This window comes from Pseudomonas sp. GM102, from assembly GCF_000282555.1.
In the GTDB taxonomy this organism is placed as follows: domain Bacteria; phylum Pseudomonadota; class Gammaproteobacteria; order Pseudomonadales; family Pseudomonadaceae; genus Aquipseudomonas.
Genome location: NZ_AKJB01000150.1, coordinates 1 through 20,317, shown reverse-complemented (window position 1 = coordinate 20,317; position 20,317 = coordinate 1). Strand labels below are relative to the sequence as shown.

The 20,317-nt window shown below is 59.9% G+C and carries 17 protein-coding genes and 1 pseudogene; 15 read left to right on the top strand and 3 right to left on the bottom strand.

The features are described from left to right. On the top strand, positions 1-603 hold the full coding sequence (locus tag PMI18_RS00400; protein WP_007907845.1) for a DUF924 family protein: 603 nt from the start codon (positions 1-3) through the stop codon (positions 601-603). 127 nt (positions 604-730) lie between these two features. On the opposite strand, the gene PMI18_RS32080 is transcribed toward PMI18_RS00400, so the two are convergent. Both PMI18_RS32080 and PMI18_RS32075 read right to left on the bottom strand, forming a co-directional pair. Next, the gene (locus tag PMI18_RS32080) at positions 731-1,495 is read right to left on the bottom strand and encodes a methyl-accepting chemotaxis protein (RefSeq protein WP_370694726.1); all 765 of its coding nucleotides are present in this window, start codon (positions 1,493-1,495) and stop codon (positions 731-733) included. A 93-nt stretch (positions 1,496-1,588) separates the two neighbouring features. Further along, positions 1,589-2,611: pseudogene (locus tag PMI18_RS32075) on the bottom strand (HAMP domain-containing protein); the annotation flags it as partial. Between the two features lie 293 nt (positions 2,612-2,904). Here PMI18_RS32075 and PMI18_RS00410 point away from each other — a divergent pair. Continuing rightward, complete coding sequence (locus tag PMI18_RS00410) at positions 2,905-3,159, top strand: hypothetical protein (RefSeq protein WP_007907841.1); 255 nt, start codon at positions 2,905-2,907, stop codon at positions 3,157-3,159. Between the two features lie 33 nt (positions 3,160-3,192). Further along, on the top strand, positions 3,193-3,762 hold the full coding sequence (locus PMI18_RS00415; RefSeq protein WP_007907839.1) for a lipocalin family protein: 570 nt from the start codon (positions 3,193-3,195) through the stop codon (positions 3,760-3,762). 118 nt (positions 3,763-3,880) lie between these two features. On the opposite strand, the gene PMI18_RS00420 is transcribed toward PMI18_RS00415, so the two are convergent. Further along, a complete protein-coding gene (locus PMI18_RS00420) occupies positions 3,881-5,245 on the bottom strand; it encodes a formimidoylglutamate deiminase (protein ID WP_007907837.1) in 1,365 nt (454 codons plus the stop codon). Positions 5,246-5,445: 200 nt separating this feature from the next. Between PMI18_RS00420 and hutC the strand changes: the two genes are divergently transcribed. The 12 genes from hutC (at position 5,446) to hutG (ending at position 20,185) form a co-directional block, all read left to right on the top strand. Next, positions 5,446-6,114, top strand: a complete 669-nt coding sequence (gene hutC, locus PMI18_RS00425; RefSeq protein WP_238542634.1) for a histidine utilization repressor — start codon at positions 5,446-5,448, stop codon at positions 6,112-6,114. A gap of 24 nt (positions 6,115-6,138) precedes the next feature. Then, positions 6,139-6,708, top strand: coding sequence for a HutD/Ves family protein (locus PMI18_RS00430; protein WP_007907834.1), 570 nt, complete (start codon positions 6,139-6,141; stop codon positions 6,706-6,708). 468 nt (positions 6,709-7,176) lie between these two features. Beyond that, complete coding sequence (gene hutU, locus PMI18_RS00435; protein WP_007907831.1) at positions 7,177-8,859, top strand: urocanate hydratase; 1,683 nt, start codon at positions 7,177-7,179, stop codon at positions 8,857-8,859. 134 nt (positions 8,860-8,993) lie between these two features. Beyond that, positions 8,994-10,466: a purine-cytosine permease family protein gene (locus tag PMI18_RS00440; protein ID WP_007907829.1), complete on the top strand. Its 1,473-nt coding sequence runs from the start codon at positions 8,994-8,996 to the stop codon at positions 10,464-10,466. Between the two features lie 68 nt (positions 10,467-10,534). Further along, positions 10,535-11,503, top strand: a complete 969-nt coding sequence (locus PMI18_RS00445; RefSeq protein ID WP_007907828.1) for an ABC transporter substrate-binding protein — start codon at positions 10,535-10,537, stop codon at positions 11,501-11,503. A gap of 71 nt (positions 11,504-11,574) precedes the next feature. Next, entirely contained in the window at positions 11,575-12,426 is an 852-nt protein-coding gene (locus PMI18_RS00450; RefSeq protein ID WP_007907826.1) for an ABC transporter permease, read from the top strand. Continuing rightward, positions 12,423-13,253, top strand: coding sequence for a quaternary amine ABC transporter ATP-binding protein (locus PMI18_RS00455; RefSeq protein WP_007907824.1), 831 nt, complete (start codon positions 12,423-12,425; stop codon positions 13,251-13,253). The genes PMI18_RS00450 and PMI18_RS00455 overlap by 4 nt, the downstream gene beginning before the upstream one ends. A gap of 158 nt (positions 13,254-13,411) precedes the next feature. Continuing rightward, positions 13,412-14,935 (top strand): histidine ammonia-lyase, encoded by a 1,524-nt coding sequence (gene hutH, locus PMI18_RS00460; RefSeq protein ID WP_007907822.1) that lies wholly within the window; start codon positions 13,412-13,414, stop codon positions 14,933-14,935. A 114-nt stretch (positions 14,936-15,049) separates the two neighbouring features. Next, entirely contained in the window at positions 15,050-16,588 is a 1,539-nt protein-coding gene (hutH, locus tag PMI18_RS00465; RefSeq protein ID WP_085985196.1) for a histidine ammonia-lyase, read from the top strand. A gap of 151 nt (positions 16,589-16,739) precedes the next feature. Continuing rightward, a complete protein-coding gene (locus tag PMI18_RS00470; RefSeq protein WP_007907818.1) occupies positions 16,740-18,149 on the top strand; it encodes an amino acid permease in 1,410 nt (469 codons plus the stop codon). Positions 18,150-18,165: 16 nt separating this feature from the next. Continuing rightward, positions 18,166-19,371 (top strand): imidazolonepropionase, encoded by a 1,206-nt coding sequence (gene hutI / locus PMI18_RS00475; RefSeq protein ID WP_007907816.1) that lies wholly within the window; start codon positions 18,166-18,168, stop codon positions 19,369-19,371. Between the two features lie 10 nt (positions 19,372-19,381). Then, positions 19,382-20,185 (top strand): N-formylglutamate deformylase, encoded by an 804-nt coding sequence (gene hutG / locus PMI18_RS00480; protein WP_007907814.1) that lies wholly within the window; start codon positions 19,382-19,384, stop codon positions 20,183-20,185. Positions 20,186-20,317 lie beyond the last annotated feature (132 nt).

Below are 20,317 nucleotides of genomic sequence, written 5' to 3'. Positions count from 1 at the left end.
ATGACCGGGCCCTGGCAGCCGTTACTCGAATGGTGGTTCGGATCTCTCGAATCACCCAACGAAATAGCGGCTGACAAGGGCAAGTTATGGTTCGGCAAGCGCGACAGCCAGGACCTCGAAGCGCGGATGCGTTTCGGGGACCAGGTCGAGCAGGCACTGGCCGGCGGATTGACCGAATGGGTGCAACACCCTGAAGGTTGGCTGGCCCTGGTGCTACTACTCGATCAACTTCCGCGAATGATCTTTCGCGACACTCCCAAAGCCTTTTCAGGCGATCTCAGGGCTCAGGCACTGGTAGCGCAAGGCATTGCTGCGGATTTCGATCGGCAACTGCGGCCGATCCAGCGGGTGTTTATCTATCTGGTGTTTGAGCACTGCGAAAACCTGGCGGTGCAGAACGAAGCGGTTTCGCGGTTTCTTGATCTGGTTGAACAGCAACCGGAGACGGATCGGGCGGTGTTTGCCGATAACCTGGATTATGCCGAGCGGCATCAGAAGATTATTGCGCGGTTTGGCCGGTTTCCCCATCGCAATGCGGTGTTGGGGCGTGAATCTACGGCTGAGGAAGTTGAGTTTCTTTCAGGGCCTGGATCCCGCTTCTAGCTTTGATCGTTCCCACGCTCCGCGTGGGAATGCAGCCCGGGACGCTCCGCGTCCCTTTCAGAGCCGAACGCGGAGCGTCCGTTGAAGCATTCCCACGCAGAGCGTGGGAATGATCAGTGACTGGCAGTTAAATCCTGAAACTACCCACCAACTGCTTCAACCGCGCCGCCTGCTGCTCAAGATCAGCACACGCACGCAAGGTCGATTGCAGGTTCTCCACACCTTCCTGGTTCAGCGTGTTGATCTCGGTGATGTCGACGTTGATCGACTCGACCACAGCAGTTTGCTCCTCGGTCGCGGTGGCCACGGACTGGTTCATCCCGTCGATCTCACCGATGCGCTGCGTCACGCTGCCCAGGCGCTCGCCGGCCTGGTTGGCGATGCCGACGCTGCTTTCACTCTGGCGCTGGCTGTCGGTCATGGTGCTGACCGCTTCCCGGGCGCCGACTTGCAGTTCTTCGATCATCTTCTGCACTTGCTGCGCCGAATCCTGAGTGCGGTGGGCGAGGTTGCGCACCTCATCGGCAACCACGGCAAAACCTCGACCGGCTTCACCGGCGCGGGCCGCTTCGATGGCTGCGTTGAGCGCCAGCAGGTTGGTTTGCTGCGAGATGCTGGTGATCACTTCCAGAATCTGGCCGATGTTCACCGTGTTGCTGTTCAGGGTTTCGATGTTGCCGCAGGAATCGCTGATCTTCGCCGATAGCTGCTGCATGGCGGCGATGGTTTTATCCACCACTTGCTGACCGTCTTCGGCCAAGGCACGGGCGTCGCTCGAATGTTGCGAGGCGAGGGCGGCGTTCTGGGCGATTTCCTGGGCGGCGGCGCCCAATTCGTTGATTGCTGCAGCCACGCTGCTGGTGCGTGAGGCCTGCTGATCGGAGTTGAACATCGACGAGTTGGAGGCCGCGACGACCCTCAAGGCGACTTCATTGACCTGGCCGGTGGCCGAGGACACTTCGCGGATCGAGGTATGAATGCGTTCCACAAAACGGTTGAACGAAGTGCCCAGCGCACCGAATTCATCCTGGCCGTGAATGGTCAGGCGTTTGGTCAGGTCGCCTTCGCCCTCGGCGATGTCATGCATGGCGCGGCCCATGGTCAGCAGCGGTTGCATCAGTACGCGGATCAACATGCTCAGCAGCGCGATGATGATCACCACGGCGATGATCATGGCGATGATCGCCGAGGTGCGGAATTCGCTGAGCATCGAGAACGCAGTGTCTTTGTCCAGTACCAGCGCCACGTACCAGTCTGCAGACGGCACACCGTTGACGTGAGTGAAGGAGATGAACTGGGTTTTGCCGTCCAGTTCGACTTCTTTCAGGCCCGGGCTGATTTTCGGCGCGCCGTTGGGATAGGCCTCGGCCAGGTTCTTGAGCACCAGTTTGCTGTCCGGGTGGATCAGGATCTTGCCGTCGGCGCTGACAATAAATGCATGCCCATGACCGCCGAAATTCAGCAAATTGATGATCGCGCTGACGCTGGACAGGTCAATGTCTGCGCCGGCGACGCCAATCATCTGGTTCTGGTGTTTGACTGGCGTGGCAACGGTGATCACCAGTTTGCCGGACGAGGCCGCGATGTAGGGTTCGGTGACAATGGTCTGTTGCGCGTTGTTGGCCGCCTTGTACCAGCCACGAGCGCGCGGGTCGTAGTCTGCGGCGCGGTTGCCGGCCGGGACCGAGAACATCACGCCATCGGTGCCGCCGAAGTAGCTCAGCTGGAAGTTGCTGGTGTAGGCCGGCAGGTCGATGGCGCGCTTGAGGTTGGCCTGGGCGCTGCCGTCCACGGCGATCTGCTGGGACAGCGATTGCAGCAACTGGATGCGGCTTTCCAGCCAGGTCTGGATGTTGCTGGTAGTCAGGCTGCCGAGTTCCTGCATCGAGGACTCGGTACTGCTGCGCAGGGTCTGCCGCTGGCGGTAATCGTTGAACAGGATGAAGCAGGCGAATGCAACGGCCACCACGAGAGCGGCTGCCAACAGGATTTTGTGGCTGAACTTCATGTTTCTGGTCATTAAATGAGCTACCGCGAAGGGGCTGGTCAACAAGGGGTGTCAATTTGCCACAGTGGAAGGCTTTGCGCTGCTTCTATGTCGACTGGCCAGCGCCAAAGATTAGGCAGCTGCCGCGAAAACCGACGAAATACTCAGCGGCGCGAAAAAGTAGCTGATTTATCGGCAAAAGGCGGACGGACGGCTGAACAAATAGCCGGATGCCCAGGGAACCAGAGAGGGGTTTTCTCTTCTAAGCTTCAGCTTGGCAGCCATGCCATTCCCTTCGCCCCAGGAGTTACCCCATGTCGCTGCGTTCTATCGCCTTGCTCTCGTTCTGCGTGTTGTTGGCAGCGTGCGGCAAGATCAATCAGGAAAATTATTCAAAGCTGTCGACTGGCATGCCCAAGGCCGAGGTTGAAACCTTGCTGGGCAAACCGACCGACTGCTCGGGCGCGCTCGGCATGTCCAGTTGCACCTGGGGCGACAAAAACAGCTTTATCAGCGTGCAGTACGCCGGTGACAAAGTGCTGATGTTTTCTGGCCAAGGCCTGAAGTAAACCGGGGCTATTCGCCCACGGGAGAAAAAAATAATGAAGCGGTTACTGATCGTTCTTTTTGCCGGCCTGGTATTGGCCGGCTGCGCCACTTCTGGTGTAGATCCGTTGGCACCCAAGACCGTCAACTCGGTCAACCTCAAGCGCTACCAGGGAACCTGGTACGAACTGGCGCGTCTGCCGGTGTATTTTCAGCGCAACTGCGCGCAATCCGAAGCCCATTACAGCCTCAAGCCTGAAGGTGACATGGCGGTGCTGAACCGCTGCCTGACGTCGGACTGGCAATGGGAAGAGGCCAAAGGCACGGCTTATCCACAGGTACCCGGCAAGGCCGACAAGCTGTGGGTCGAGTTCGATACCTGGTTCTCGCGACTGATACCCGGTGTGGCGAAGGGGGAGTATTGGGTGTTGTACGTCAGCGATGATTACAAGACCGCGATTGTCGGCGACCCGAGCCGCCGTCACCTCTGGCTGCTGTCACGCACCCCGACGGTCAATGGTGTAGTGCGCGAAGAACTGCTGAGCAGGGCGCGTCAGCAGGGTTATGACACGACGCGACTGATCTGGCGCGCGTCGGATAGCAAGATGGCCAAGACTTCGAACTAACTGTTACCGGCGATCTAATGTGGGAGCGGGCTTGCTCGCGAAAGCGGTCTGTCAGTCAACAATTGTGTTGAAGGTGACGGCCCTTTCGCGAGCAAGCCCGCTCCCACATTTTTTTGTGTCAGCCCAAGAGATCGCGCAGCACCTGGGTAAACGCCCGATTACTCTCTTCTTCCCCGGCATGGCGCCCATCACGCACAACCCACTGGCCGTTGACCAGCACATCCCGCACCTGACGGTCACCACCGGCAAACAGCCAACGATTGAGAATCCCGTCGCCACTGGCCGTCGCCAGATACGGATCGTTACCGTCCAGCACCAACCAATCCGCACGCTTGCCGACTTCCAGGGCGCCAATCGGCTGCCCCAGCGCCTGCGCGCCGCCATTCAGGGCGGCGTCGTACAGTGTGCGGCCGACCATCGGCTGATCCGCGCCATACAAACGATTACGCCGCTGATCGCGCAGACGCTGGCCGTATTCCAGCCAGCGCAATTCTTCCACCACGCTTAACGAGACATGGCTATCGGAACCGATGCCTATGCGCCCACCCTGCGCCAGGAAATCCACCGCCGGAAAAATTCCGTCGCCAAGGTTGGCTTCGGTGGTCAGGCACAGGCCGGCGATGGCGCGGCTCTTGGCCATGAGCGTAACTTCTTCCGGGTTGGCGTGGGTCGCGTGGACCAGGCACCAGCGCTGATCGACTTCGGTATTTTCGTACAGCCATTGCAGCGGACGGCGACCGCTCCAGCTCAGGCAGTCATCGACTTCCTTTTGCTGTTCGGCAATGTGAATGTGCACCGGGCACTGCTTGTCGCTGGCCGCCAGCACTTCGCTGATCTGCTGCGGGGTGACCGCGCGTAACGAGTGGAAACATAAACCCAGCGACTGTACCGGTTGCTGCGCCAGGATCGGCTGCAAGCGCGACTGGAGTTTCAGGTAGTTTTCGGTGCTGTTGATAAAGCGGCGCTGACCTTCGTTCGGGGCCTGGCCACCGAAACCGGAGTGGCTGTAGAGCACTGGCAGCAGGGTCAAGCCGATACCGGCGGAGCTGGCGGCCTGGCTGATGCGCAGCGCCAGTTCGGCCGGGTCTGCGTACGGTTGGCCGCTGGTATCGTGGTGTACGTAATGAAATTCCGCGACCGAGGTGTAACCGGCCTTGAGCATTTCGATGTACAGCTGACGGGCGATGACGCCGAGTTGGTCCGGACTGATTTTTCCGACGAGCCGGTACATCAGATCGCGCCAGGTCCAGAAACTGTCGTTCGGATTACCCGCCACTTCCGCCAACCCGGCCATGGCCCGCTGGAAGGCGTGGGAGTGCAAATTCGGCATTCCCGGCAGTAGCGGACCGCTCAGCCGTTCGGCGTCATCTGCGTGAGAATCGGCCTGGATATGGGTCAGCACGCCATCGGCGCTGACCTCAAGACGTACATTGTTGGCCCATCCACTAGGCAGCAGCGCGCGTTCGGCAAAGAAGGCGGACATGGTTCAGCACCCCATCGTGTGTTATTTGTATATACATATACAGACGTTTGCCTGCTCGGTAAACTCCGGCAAGCTAGCAACCTCTAACAAATGAACAGGGATTAACCGTGCCAACTCCGTCTGCCACATTGCCGCCGAATGCCAATCTGAGCGCCAATCTGGGCGACAGTCCGGCGCCCTTGTACGCCCGCGTCAAACAGATGATCACCCAGCAAATCGACAGTGGAAACTGGCCGCCGCACTACCGCGTTCCGTCGGAAAGCGAGTTGGTCAGCCAGCTGGGTTTCAGCCGCATGACCATCAACCGCGCCCTGCGCGAGATGACCGCCGACGGCCTGCTGGTGCGTATGCAGGGTGTCGGTACATTCGTCGCCGAGCCGAAAAGTCAGTCTGCTTTGTTTGAAGTGCACAACATCGCCGACGAGATCGCCTCCCGTGGCCATCGTCATACCTGCAAGGTGATCACCCTTGAAGAAGAGGCCGCCGGTTCCGAGCGAGCCGTGGCCCTGGACATGCGCGAGGGCCAGAAAGTTTTTCACTCGCTGATCGTGCATTTCGAAAACGATATTCCGGTGCAAATCGAAGACCGTTTCGTCAACGCGCTGGTGGCGCCGGACTACCTCAAGCAAGACTTCACCCTGCAAACGCCTTACGCCTATCTGAATCAGGTCGCGCCGCTGACCGAAGGCGAGCACGTGGTCGAAGCGATTCTCGCCGAGCCGTCCGAATGCAAGTTGCTGCAGATTGAAAAGGGCGAACCTTGCCTGCTGATTCGTCGCCGCACCTGGTCCGGCCGTCAGCCCGTGACCGCCGCCCGTTTGATCCACCCCGGTTCCCGTCATCGTCTGGAAGGACGGTTCCACAAATAAAGAGCCATAAATAAAGAGCCCGAAATGAGCCAGTTGAAAGTTTTACACGCGGCCGATTACCCGCGTATGCCGTGGAAAAACGGCGGCGGCAGCACTGAAGAAATCACCCGTGATGGAGGTGCTGGCCTTGAGGGTTTCGGCTGGCGCCTGTCGATTGCCGATATTGGCGAGTCGGGCGGGTTTTCAACCTTCGCCGGCTATGAGCGGGTGATCACCGTGCTGCAAGGCGAGGGCATGAGCTTGCGCGTCGACGGCCAGGACACGCGGCCGTTGTTACCGTTGGACCCGTTTGCTTTCAGTGGCGAGAGTCATGTGTCCTGCACATTGCTCGGCGGACCGATTCGCGACTTCAACCTGATTTATGCGCCGGACCGTTACAGCGCGCGGTTGCAGTGGCTGGAGGGCGAGCAGCGGTTTTTCAGCTCGGCCGGCACCGTGTTGGTGTTCAGCGTGTCTGAACAGCTTGAAGTGACGGTTGATAACCGCGCCTCTCAGCTAGGGCGCCATGATTGTCTGCAACTGGACGGTAACGTTGGCCTGCTGGATATCTCCATCAAGGGCCAGTGCTGTGTGATCGAGCTGATCGCACGCTGATCCAAAATCCTTTCGCGGGCAAGCCTCGCTCCTACAGGTTTTTTGTCGTTCTCACGTTGGGATGGCAAACATAAATCCTGTAGGAGCGAGGCTTGCCCGCGAAGCTTTCCACCGTTCAAATCCGTTTCCCATCGCGCACCACTTTGTTACCGAACGCCCCAGCGTGGCGCAAAACCGCGCTCAAGTAACAGCTGTCCTTCCCCCGCGAAAACTCCCCAAAAAATTTCATCCTCCTCAAAACCCTTGATCTACAGCCTTTCCAGCCCTTTAAAAACTTTTCTTGAACACTCATCCAGCAAGTTGGCCGCTTGATTGCATATGCTTGTATGTACAAGTAAAGACGTATGCGTATGAGTCGATCAAGACTCCTCGCAACGTCCACTGATTCGCTTGTGGCGCTCTGACGCGCACAGGCTGGCTTGCCCACCGCCAGGGTTGGTTTGGATTGATTGATGAGGAGTCTTTTTCGTGACTGACAATAAGCCTACTAAGTTTCGTAACGTCGAAATCCGCGCTGCCCGCGGTAACAAGCTGACCGCCAAGAGCTGGCTGACTGAAGCGCCGCTGCGCATGCTGATGAACAACCTCGACCCGGAAGTCGCCGAGAATCCTAAAGAACTGGTGGTTTACGGTGGTATCGGTCGTGCGGCACGTAACTGGGAATGCTACGACAAGATCGTCGAAAGCCTGACCAACCTGAACGACGACGAGACCCTGCTGGTGCAATCCGGCAAGCCGGTCGGCGTGTTCAAGACCCACAGCAACGCCCCACGCGTGCTGATCGCCAACTCCAACCTGGTACCGCACTGGGCGAACTGGGAGCACTTTAACGAACTGGACGCCAAAGGCCTGGCCATGTACGGCCAGATGACCGCCGGCAGCTGGATCTACATCGGCAGCCAGGGCATCGTTCAAGGCACCTACGAAACCTTCGTCGAAGCCGGTCGCCAACACTACAACGATGACCTCAAAGGTCGTTGGGTCCTGACCGCAGGCCTCGGCGGCATGGGTGGCGCTCAACCTCTGGCCGCAACCCTGGCCGGCGCTTGCTCGCTGAACATCGAATGCCAACAGGTCAGTATCGATTTCCGCTTGAACAGCCGTTACGTCGATGAGCAAGCCACCGATCTCGACGACGCGCTGGCCCGCATCGCCAAGTACACCAAGGAAGGCAAGGCGATTTCCATCGCTCTGCTGGGCAACGCGGCTGAAATCCTGCCGGAACTGGTCAAGCGCGGCGTGCGCCCAGACATGGTCACCGACCAGACCAGCGCCCACGACCCACTCAACGGTTACCTGCCAGCCGGCTGGACCTGGGAAGAGTACCGCGCTCGCGCCAAGACCGAGCCAGCCGCTGTCGTCAAAGCCGCCAAGCAGTCCATGGCCGTGCACGTTAAAGCGATGCTCGACTTCCAGAAAATGGGTATTCCGACCTTCGACTACGGCAACAACATCCGTCAGATGGCCCAGGAAGAAGGCGTTGAAAACGCGTTCGACTTCCCAGGTTTCGTACCGGCTTACATCCGTCCGCTGTTCTGCCGTGGCATCGGTCCGTTCCGTTGGGCTGCACTGTCGGGCGATCCGCAGGACATCTACAAGACCGACGCCAAAGTAAAAGAACTGATCCCGGACGACGCCCACCTGCACAACTGGCTGGACATGGCTCGTGAGCGCATCAGCTTCCAGGGTCTGCCGGCACGTATCTGCTGGGTTGGCCTGGGTCTGCGCGCCAAGCTCGGTCTGGCCTTCAACGAAATGGTTCGCAGCGGTGAATTGTCCGCGCCGATCGTGATCGGTCGCGACCACTTGGACTCCGGCTCGGTATCCAGCCCGAACCGCGAAACCGAATCGATGCAGGACGGTTCCGACGCCGTGTCCGACTGGCCACTGCTCAACGCTCTGCTCAACACTGCGAGCGGCGCGACCTGGGTTTCCCTGCACCACGGCGGCGGCGTCGGCATGGGCTTCTCCCAGCACTCGGGCATGGTGATTGTCTGCGACGGTACTGACGAAGCGGCCGAGCGTATTGCTCGCGTGCTGCACAACGACCCGGCCACCGGCGTCATGCGTCACGCCGATGCGGGTTACCAGATCGCAATCGACTGTGCCAAGGAGCAGGGCCTGAACCTGCCGATGATTACCGGTAAATAACGCAGAAATACCTGTAGGAGCGAGGTTTGCCCGCGAAGGCGTCTTAACTGACACACCGCGGTGCATTCTTCGCGGGCAAGCCTCGCTCCTACAGGGATCACCAACACCGACAAACAATCCATAGAGGTTGAACAATGGCTGTTAACAGCGATCGTGCAGGCAGTAAACCGTTGATCGAGAAACGTTCGATCGACTACATCCCGGAAGCGGAGAGACACGGTCGTCTGTTGAGCCAGTTCACCCTGTGGATGGGTGCCAACCTGCAAATCACCGCAATTGTCACCGGGGCCCTGGCCGTGGTGTTGGGCGGTGACGTGTTCTGGTCGTTGATCGGTCTGTTGATCGGTCAACTGCTCGGCGGTGGCGTAATGGCGCTGCATGCGGCGCAAGGGCCCAAGCTTGGCCTGCCGCAGATGATCTCCAGCCGGGTACAGTTCGGCGTGTATGGCGCGGCCATCCCGATCGTGCTGGTGTGCCTGATGTACCTCGGTTTCACCGCAACGGGCACCGTGCTTTCCGGCCAGGCGCTGGGCCAGTTGTTTGGCGTCAGCGACAGCGTCGGGATCCTCATCTTCGCCAGTGTCATCGTGCTGGTCACGGTGCTCGGTTACCGGGTGATTCATTTCATCGGCCGTGTCGCCAGTGTCATTGGCGTGATTGCCTTCGTTTACCTGTTCAGTCGCCTGATGAGCCAGACTGACGTTGGCGCACTCCTGCAAATCCGCCACTTCAGCTGGAGCAGCTTCCTGCTCGCGGTATCGCTCGCAGCGTCCTGGCAGATCGCCTTCGGCCCCTACGTGGCTGACTATTCACGCTACCTGCCGAGCAAGACTTCCTCGGTGAAGACCTTTTTCGCCGCCGGCGCCGGTTCGGTTATCGGTGCACAGGTGGCGATGATCCTCGGTGTGTTTGCCGCCGCCATGGCCAACGGGCAATTCGCCGGCCACGAAGTGGCCTACATCGTTGGTTTGAGCGGCAGCGGTGCCACCGCAGCGCTGCTGTATTTCAGCATCGCGTTCGGCAAGGTCACCATTTCAACGCTGAACTCCTACGGCAGCTTCATGTGCATTGCGACGGTCATCAGCGGTTTCCGTGGTGATCTGAAAGTAACGCGCTTGCAGCGTCTGGTCTTCGTGCTGGTCATCGTCGGCACGGCGACCCTGATCGCGTTGCTCGGTCAGCACTCGTTCCTCGGTGCGTTCAAGTCCTTCATCCTGTTCTTGCTGGCCTTTTTCACGCCATGGAGCGCGATCAACCTGGTGGACTACTACTGCATCACTCGCGAGCGGTATGACGTGCCGGCGCTGGGCGATCCGAACGGTCGCTACGGCCGTTGGAACCCCCTCGGTATCAGCGTCTATGTCTTCGGTGTGCTGGTGCAACTGCCGTTCATCTCTACCAAGTTCTATACCGGTCCGCTGGTGGACGTTCTGGGTGGTGTGGATATTTCCTGGATCATCGGTCTGGTGCTTCCCGCCGGCCTGTATTACGTCTGCGCGAAAAAATGGCACAGCGCGGTACCCGATCACCTGATCCTGCCGGTCGAGCAGGACAGCGTTGTACAACCTAAAACAAGCGGGGCCGGTCGCGCTGCGGCGCAGGCCTGATTGGACGTGGACAGGGCTGGATGCCTCTTGACTGCCGTAAGCCAACTCATGATTAGGAGCGTCAAACAATGAAATCGAACAAGACCCTGCTGACCACATTGCTTTCCATGGGCCTGCTGGCCAGTGCTGGCGCCACCCAGGCGGCTGGCTGGTGCGAATCGGGCAAACCGGTGAAATTCGCCGGCCTGAACTGGGAAAGCGGCATGCTGCTGACCGACGTGATGCAAATCGTGTTGGAGAAAGGCTACGACTGCAAGACCGACAGCCTGCCAGGCAACTCCATCACCATGGAAAACGCCCTGAGCAGCAACGACATTCAAGTGTTTGCCGAAGAGTGGGTCGGTCGTAGCGAAGTCTGGAACAAGGCCGAGAAGGCCGGCAAGGTTATCGGTGTCGGCGCTCCGGTCGTTGGCGCGATCGAAGGCTGGTACGTGCCGCGTTACGTGATCGAAGGCGATGCCAAGCGCAAGCTGGAGCCAAAAGCCCCGGACCTGAAAGCGATCGCCGATCTGGGCAAATACGCTGCCGTGTTCAAGGATCAGGAAGAGCCATCCAAGGGCCGTTTCTACAACTGCCCGGCCGGCTGGACCTGTGAGCTGGACAACAGCGAAATGCTCAAAAGCTATGGTCTGGAAAGCACCTACACCAACTTCCGCCCAGGCACTGGCCCGGCGCTGGATGCGGCGGTGCTGTCGAGCTACAAGCGTGGCGAACCGATCCTGTTCTACTACTGGTCGCCAACCCCGCTGATGGGCCAGGTCGACCTGGTCAAACTCGACGAGAAGCCAGGCGTGGACAAGAGCGTGACCATCAAGGTCGGCCTGTCCAAGACCTTCCACGAGCAAGCCCCGGAACTGGTGGCCGTGCTGGAAAAGGTCAACCTGCCGATCGACCTGCTGAATCAGAACCTCGGGCGCATGGCCAAAGAGCGGATCGAATCGCCAAAACTGGCCAAGATCTTCTTGAAGGAACATCCTGAAGTCTGGCACGCGTGGGTGAGCGAAGACGCAGCCAAAAAGATCGACGCGGCCTTGTAGGTCGAGTGTCTCCGACTGTCGGCAACGGCAGTCGGATGCTTGATCGCAACCCCTTGATTGAGAGTCTTTTTATGTTTCCCGAAAGCTTTACCTTTTCCATCGCCGACTGGGTCAACAGTTGGGTCGATACGCTGGTCACCAACTACGGCGATGTGTTCCGCAGCATCTCCGACACCCTGCTGTGGGCCATCGTCAATCTCGAAGGGCTGCTGCGTGCGGCGCCCTGGTGGCTGATGCTGGCGATCGTGGCGGGCGTTGCCTGGCACGCGACCCGCAAAGTCGTGACCACGTCGGTCATCGTCGGTCTGCTGTTCCTGGTGGGTGCGGTCGGCCTCTGGGACAAGCTGATGCAGACCCTGGCATTGATGATGGTGGCGACAGTCATCTCGGTGCTGATCGGCATTCCGCTGGGTATTCTCTCGGCGCGCAGCAATCGCCTGCGTTCGGTGCTGATGCCGCTGCTGGACATCATGCAGACCATGCCGAGTTTCGTGTACCTGATCCCGGTGCTGATGCTGTTCGGCCTGGGCAAGGTCCCGGCGATTTTCGCCACGGTTATCTACGCCGCGCCGCCGCTGATCCGCCTGACTGATCTGGGTATTCGCCAGGTCGACGGTGAAGTGATGGAAGCGATCAACGCCTTCGGCGCCAATCGCTGGCAGCAACTGTTTGGCGTGCAACTGCCGCTGGCCCTGCCGAGCATCATGGCCGGGATCAACCAGACCACCATGATGGCCCTGTCGATGGTGGTAATCGCCTCGATGATCGGTGCCCGTGGCTTGGGTGAAGATGTGTTGGTGGGGATTCAGACCCTCAACGTCGGACGTGGCCTTGAAGCCGGTCTGGCGATCGTGATTCTGGCAGTGGTCATCGACCGCATTACTCAGGCGTATGGTCGGCCACGGCATGAGGTGAGCAAATGAGCAACGAAGCCATCAGCAAGATTGAAGTCAAAAACGTCTTCAAGATTTTCGGCAACCGTTCCAAAGACGCGCTGGAAATGATTCGCCAGAAAAAGACCAAGGACCAGGTCTTGGCCGAAACCGGTTGTGTGGTCGGCGTGAACGACCTGTCGCTGAGCATCGGCACCGGCGAGATCTTCGTGATCATGGGCCTGTCGGGTTCCGGCAAGTCGACGTTGGTGCGCCACTTCAATCGCCTGATCGACCCCACCAGCGGCGCGATCCTGGTGGACGGCGTGGACATCCTGCAATACGACATGGAAGCCCTGCGCGAATTTCGCCGGCACAAGATCAGCATGGTGTTCCAGAGCTTCGGCCTGCTGCCGCACAAGACCGTGCTGGATAACGTCGCCTACGGCCTGAAAGTGCGTGGCGAGAGCAAACAGATGTGCGCCGAGCGTGCGCTGCACTGGATCAACACCGTGGGCCTCAAGGGCTACGAAAACAAATACCCGCATCAGCTTTCCGGCGGTATGCGCCAGCGTGTGGGCCTGGCTCGCGCCTTGGCGGCGGACACCGACATCATCTTGATGGACGAAGCCTTCAGCGCCCTCGACCCGCTGATCCGCGCCGAAATGCAGGACCAGTTGCTGGAACTGCAAAAGACCCTGCACAAGACCATCGTCTTCATCACCCACGACCTCGACGAGGCCGTGCGCATCGGCAACCGCATCGCGATCCTCAAGGATGGCCGGCTGATTCAGGTCGGCACGCCGAGAGAGATCCTGCATTCGCCGGCGGATGAGTATGTAGATCGGTTTGTACAGCGGCGGGCGGCGGTGGTTTAAAGGCCGATCGTTCCCACGCTCTGCGTGGGAATGCATCCCGTGACGCTCCGCGTCACACATGCGCAGGGCTTGAGTCTTGCGCTGACAACGGGACGCGGAGCGTCCCAGGCGGCATTCCCACGCAGAGCGTGGGAACGATCAAGTTCAAGAGGTCAAAGATGTCCCAGGCTGAAAAAATCGTTATCGCCGACGCCCCGTTGCGCTGGCAGGATGTGGTCGCAGTCGCTCGTCACGGCGCGCAGCTCGAGCTGTCGCCCCAGATCTGGGCGCGGATCGAGAACGCCCAGGCGATCGTCCAGCGCATCGTCGCCAGCGGCGAGCGTGCCTACGGCGTCAACACCGGCCTGGGCGCCTTGTGCAACGTCTCGCTCAAAGGCGAACAACTCAGCCAACTGTCGCGCAACACCTTGCTCAGTCACGCCTGTGGCGTCGGCGCGCCATTGGCCGACGAACAGACCCGCGCAATCATCTGCGCCGCTATTCGCAACTACAGCCATGGCAAATCCGGCATTCATCGCCGGGTGGTCGAAGCCTTGTTGGCACTGCTCAATCGCGGCATCACCCCGCAAGTGCCATCCCAGGGCTCGGTGGGCTACCTGACCCACATGGCCCATATCGGAATCACGCTGCTGGGTGTCGGCAATGTCAGCTATCGCGGGCAGATCGTTACCGCGCAACAGGCCTTGAGTGAGGAAGGTCTGCAACCGGTTCAGCTCGGCGCCAAAGATGGCTTGTGCCTGGTCAACGGCACGCCATGCATGACCGGTCTCAGCTGCCTGGCAATTGCCGATGCAACGCGTCTGGTGCAGTGGGCCGATGTGATCGGTGCCATGAGCTTCGAAGCCCAGCGCGGCCAGATTGCCGCGTTCGACGCCGAGATCATCGCGCTCAAGCCTCACTTGGGCATGCAGCAAGTCGGCATCAACCTGCGGGCGTTGCTCGACGGCAGTGAAGTGATTGCCAGCAGCAAAGGTATTCGCACTCAAGATGCGTTGAGCATCCGTTCGATCCCGCAAGTCCACGGCGCCGCTCGCGATCAACTTGAACACGCGAAAAAGCAGATCGAAACCGAACTCAACTCTGTCACCGACAACCCGATGCTGCTGGGCACGCCGGACAACTTCCGGGTGATGTCCCAGGCCAACCCGCACGGTCAGTCAGTGGCATTGGCGGCGGATTTGCTGGCGATCGCCATGGCCGAAATCGGCTCCATCGCCGAGCGTCGCCTGGACCGCTTGATCAACCCGCACGTCAGCGGTCTGCCGGCGTTTCTGGTGGCCAATCCCGGGGTGAATTCCGGGATGATGATCGTCCAGTACGTTGCCGCGTCCCTGTGTGCGGAAAATCGCCAGTTGGCGCAACCGGCGGTGCTCGACAACTACGTTACCTCGGGCTTGCAGGAAGACCACTTGAGCATGGGCACCAACGCGGCGCTGAAGCTGCATCGCGCGTTGGAAAACTGCACGCAGATCCTCGCCATTGAATATTTGCTGGCATCCCAGGCTTTTGAATTCCTCAAAGAACAACGCTTTGGCGCTGGCACTGATACCGCGTGGCGTCTGCTGCGTGAACGAGTTCCGGCCTACGATCAGGACCGCTGGCTGGCACCGGACATTGCTGCCGCTGCCAGTGTTTTGAAAGACCCGATTTTGTTGCACAAGGCTTTACCGAACCTGAACTGAAATCCACAACACCAGCGTGCCAAGGCGCCAGCCCCTCTCAAAAAGTCGGGAAGCGACGGACAACGGAAATTTCCGGAGCGTCTGGTTAGTTAATAAAAAACTCTCAAAAGGAGAATGAATGTGACTGCGCTTAATTTGATTCCCGGCCAACTGAGCCTTGCCCAACTGCGTGATGTTTATCAGCAACCGGTCAAAATCACCCTCGACAACAGTGCCTCGGCCCAGATCGAAGCCAGCGTTGCCTGCGTGGAACAGATCCTCGCCGAGAACCGCACCGCTTATGGCATCAACACCGGTTTCGGCCTGCTGGCTTCGACCCGTATCGCTAGCGAAGATCTGGAAAACCTCCAGCGCTCGCTCGTTTTGTCCCACGCCGCCGGTGTCGGCGAGCCGATCAGCGACGCGCTGGTTCGACTGGTCATGGTGCTCAAGGTCAACAGCCTGAGCCGTGGCTTCTCGGGTATCCGTCGCGTGGTGATCGATGCACTGATCGCTCTGATCAATGCCGAGGTTTACCCGCACATTCCATTGAAAGGTTCGGTCGGTGCCTCCGGTGACTTGGCGCCCTTGGCGCACATGTCGCTGGTGCTGCTGGGCGAAGGCAAGGCGCGCTACAAAGGCGAGTGGATGGAAGCCACCGAAGCGCTGAAGGTCGCCGGTCTGACCCCGTTGACCCTGGCCGCGAAAGAAGGTCTGGCGCTGCTCAACGGTACTCAGGTGTCCACCGCTTACGCGTTGCGTGGTCTGTTCGAAGGTGAAGACCTGTTCGCTGGCGCCCTGGCCATTGGTGGTATGACTGTTGAAGCCGTGCTGGGTTCGCGCTCGCCGTTCGACGCACGCATCCACGCCGCTCGTGGCCAGAAAGGCCAGATCGATGCCGCTGCCGCTTACCGCGATCTGCTGGGCGAGCGCAGCGAAGTGTCTGACTCGCACCAGAACTGCGAAAAGGTCCAGGACCCGTACTCCCTGCGCTGCCAGCCGCAAGTCATGGGCGCCTGCCTGACCCAGTTCCGCCAGGCTGCCGAAGTGTTGGCCATCGAAGCCAACGCCGTTTCCGACAACCCGTTGGTGTTCGCCGCTGAAGGCGATGTGATCTCCGGTGGTAACTTCCACGCCGAACCAGTGGCCATGGCTGCCGACAACATGGCCCTGGCCATCGCCGAAATCGGTTCCCTGAGCGAACGCCGCATTTCGCTGATGATGGACAAGCACATGTCGCAACTGCCGCCGTTCCTGGTGGCCAATGGTGGCGTGAACTCCGGCTTCATGATCGCCCAGGTGACCGCTGCCGCACTGGCTAGCGAGAACAAGGCGCTGTCTCATCCGCACTCGGTGGACAGCCTGCCAACTTCCGCAAACCAGGAAGACCATGTGTCGATGGCTCCGGCGGCGGGCAAGCGTCTGTGGGAAATGGCGGAAAACACGCGTGGTGTTCTGGCAGTGGAGTGGCTGGCGGCGGCTCAGGGCCTCGACCTGCGTGAGGGGCTGAAGACCTCGACGAAACTGGAAAAGGCTCGTGCCATTCTGCGTGCCGAAGTGCCGTTCTATGAGAAGGATCGGTTCTTTGCGCCAGACATCAATGCTGCTAGCGAGCTTCTGGCGACTCGTTGCCTGAACGAGCTGGTTTCGGCGAAGTTGTTGCCTAGCCTGTAACGACTCCTTCTCTGATGATCGTTCCCACGCTCCGCGTGGGAATGCCTCTTGGGACGCTCCGCGTCCAGTGACGCAGAGCGTCACGGGGCTGCATTCCCACGCAGAGCGTGGGAACGATCATGTCGCCAATAAAAATAATTAAGGACGAGAAATGCAACAGCCAGCAAAGGGTTTGAAACGCGGGCTCTCTGCCCGACATATTCGCTTCATGGCGCTGGGGTCGGCGATCGGCACCGGGCTGTTCTACGGTTCTGCTTCGGCCATTCAAATGGCCGGGCCTGCGGTACTGCTCGCTTACCTGATCGGTGGCGCGGCGGTGTTCATGGTCATGCGCGCCCTCGGTGAGATGGCGGTGCACAACCCGGTGGCCGGCTCTTTCGGCCAGTACGCCAGCACCTATTTAGGGCCGATGGCGGGCTTCATTCTTGGTTGGACCTACGCGTTTGAAATGGTCATCGTCGGTATGGCCGACGTCACCGCATTCGGTATTTACATGGGCTTCTGGTTTCCGGAAGTCGATCGTTGGATCTGGGTCCTGGGCATCGTTTCGGTGGTCGGCGGCTTGAACCTGTGTAACGTCAAAGTCTTTGGCGAAATGGAGTTCTGGCTGTCGCTGCTCAAGGTCGCGGCCATCGTTGCGATGATCCTGGGTGGCTTCGGCATCATGCTGTTCGGCATCAGCACGGCCCCCGGTGCCCAGGCGACCGACATCAGCAATCTCTGGAGCCATGGCGGCTTCATGCCCAATGGCGTGGGTGGCCTGATCGCTTCGTTCGCCGTGGTGATGTTTGCGTTTGGCGGTATTGAAATCATCGGCGTAACGGCTGGTGAGGCCAAAGACCCACAGCGCGTGCTGCCCCGGGCGATCAATGCCGTACCGTTGCGTATTTTGTTGTTCTACGTGCTGACGATGCTGGTGCTGATGTCGATCTTTCCGTGGCAGCAGATCGGCAGCCAAGGCAGCCCGTTCGTGCAGATTTTCGACAACCTGGGTATCAGTTCGGCGGCGACCATCCTCAATATCGTGGTGATCTCGGCGGCGGTGTCGGCCATCAACAGTGACATCTTCGGCGCGGGTCGCATGATGTATGGCCTGGCTCAGCAAGGGCACGCCCCCAAAGGCTTTGCCCGCTTGTCACGCAATGGTGTGCCGTGGCTGACAGTGGTGGTGATGAGCAGCGCACTGCTGCTGGGCGTGTTGCTGAACTACCTGATTCCGGAAAACGTCTTTCTGTTAATCGCCTCCGTTGCGACCTTTGCCACGGTTTGGGTCTGGCTGATGATTCTGTTCACCCAGGTGGCGATGCGTCGTTCCATGAGCGCCGAACAGGTCGCACAACTGAAATTCCCGGTGCCGTTCTGGCCCTATGCGCCAATGGCGGCGATTGCCTTCATGCTGTTCATTTTCGGCGTGCTGGGCTATTTCCCGGACACCCAGGCAGCACTGATGGTCGGCGTGGTCTGGATCGTGTTGCTGGTGCTGGCCTACCTGACGTGGGTGAAACCGGCGGCAGGCCAGGCCGCATTGGTGGCACGGGACCCTGATTTTTCTCATCGATAACCTAACGGAGGCCAGGATGAAAACGCTCTGGCAACACTGCCACGTTGCAACCATGGCGCAAGGCGTCTACTCGATCATCGAGGATGCAGCCATCGTGACGTCCGGTGCGCACATTGAGTGGATTGGTCCACGCGGCGAACTGCCGCCGGGCGAATACCCGGCGGTCAATGACCTGGACGGGGCCTGGGTGACGCCGGGCCTGATCGACTGCCACACCCATACGGTGTTCGGCGGTAACCGCAGCGGCGAGTTCGAGCAGCGTCTGCAAGGCGTCAGCTACGCAGAAATTGCAGCGGCCGGCGGCGGTATCGCCAGCACCGTGCGCGCCACCCGCGCCGCCAGTGAGGACGAGTTGTTCGCCAGCGCCGCCAAGCGTCTGAAAAGCCTGATGCGCGATGGCGTCACCAGCATTGAAATCAAGTCCGGTTATGGCCTGGACCTGGCCAACGAACGCAAGATGCTTCGGGTCGTTCGTCGTCTCGGCGCCGAGCTGCCAGTCAGCGTGCGCAGCACCTGCCTGGCGGCCCACGCCTTGCCGCCGGAATACACAGACCGCGCCGATGCTTACATCGATCACATCTGCACAGAAATGCTCCCGGCCCTGGCTGCCGAAGGGCTGGTGGATGCAGTGGACGCTTTCTGTGAATACCTGGGGTTTTCGCCGGAACAGGTCGAACGGGTTTTCGTCGCCGCGCAGAACCTCGGTTTGCCGGTGAAGCTGCATGCCGAGCAATTGTCGTCGTTGCACGGTTCGAGTCTGGCGGCGCGTTACCACGCATTATCCGCCGATCATCTGGAATTCATGACCGAAGACGACGCCATCGCCATGGCCAAGTCCGGCACGGTCGCGGTGTTGCTGCCCGGCGCGTTTTACTTCCTGCGGGAAACCCAATTGCCGCCGATGGAAGCCTTGCGCAAACACGGCGTCAAAATCGCCATCGCCAGCGACCTCAATCCGGGCACTTCGCCGGCGCTGTCGTTGCGCTTGATGCTGAACATGGCCTGCACCTGCTTGCGCATGACCCCGGAAGAGGCCCTGGCTGGCGCGACGATTCATGCCGCCACCGCGCTGGGCATGGCCGAGACTCACGGTTCGCTGGAAGCCGGCAAAGTCGCAGACTTCGTCGCCTGGCAGATTGATCGACCAGCCGACCTGTCGTACTGGCTGGGCGGCGACCTGGAAAAACGCGTCGTGCGTCACGGCGTCGAAACAAGCGTTTAGGAGAGCAGTTGTGGATAAGGTTCTGAACTTCAAACAAGGCCGCGTGCCGCTGCTGATCAGCATGCCCCACGCCGGCCTGCGCCTGACCCCGGCGGTCGAAGCCGGGTTGATTCCCGACGCGAAAAGCCTGCCGGACACCGACTGGCACATCCCCAGGCTTTACGACTTCGCCGCCGAGCTGGGCGCCAGCACGCTGGCCGCCGAGTACTCGCGATTTGTCATCGACCTGAACCGACCGTCCGATGACAAGCCTTTATATGTCGGCGCCACCACTGGTTTGTACCCAGCGACATTGTTCGACGGTATTCCATTGTTCCGTGAGGGTATGGAGCCCTCGGCCACAGAACGCGCGACTTATCTGGAACAGATCTGGACACCGTACCATCGCACCTTGCAGGAAGAGCTGGCGCGACTGAAAGCCGAATTCGGCTACGCGCTGCTGTTCGATGCACACTCGATCCGCTCGATCATCCCGCACCTGTTCGACGGCAAGCTGCCGGACTTCAACCTCGGCACCTTCAACGGCGCCAGTTGCGATCCACAATTGGCCAGCCAACTGGAAGCCATCTGCGCACGGCATGGCGATTACAGCCATGTGCTGAACGGTCGTTTCAAGGGCGGGCACATCACTCGGCACTACGGTAACCCGGCCGAGAACATCCATGCCGTGCAACTTGAGTTAGGCCAGTGCAAGTACATGGAAGAGTTCGAGCCGTTCCGGTATCGCCCGGATTTGGCGGCGCCGACGCAGGTAGTGCTCAGGGAATTGCTGCAAGGGTTATTGGCGTGGGGCGAAAAGCACTACAGCGCATAACCCTGTGGGAGCGAGATTTTGTGGCGAGGGAGCTTGCTCCCGCTCGGCGGCGAAGCCGTCGTAAACCCGGCTGGTCGGGCGTATCTGATAAAACTCGGTTGAATGGTTTGGGGGCTGCTGCGCAACCCAGCG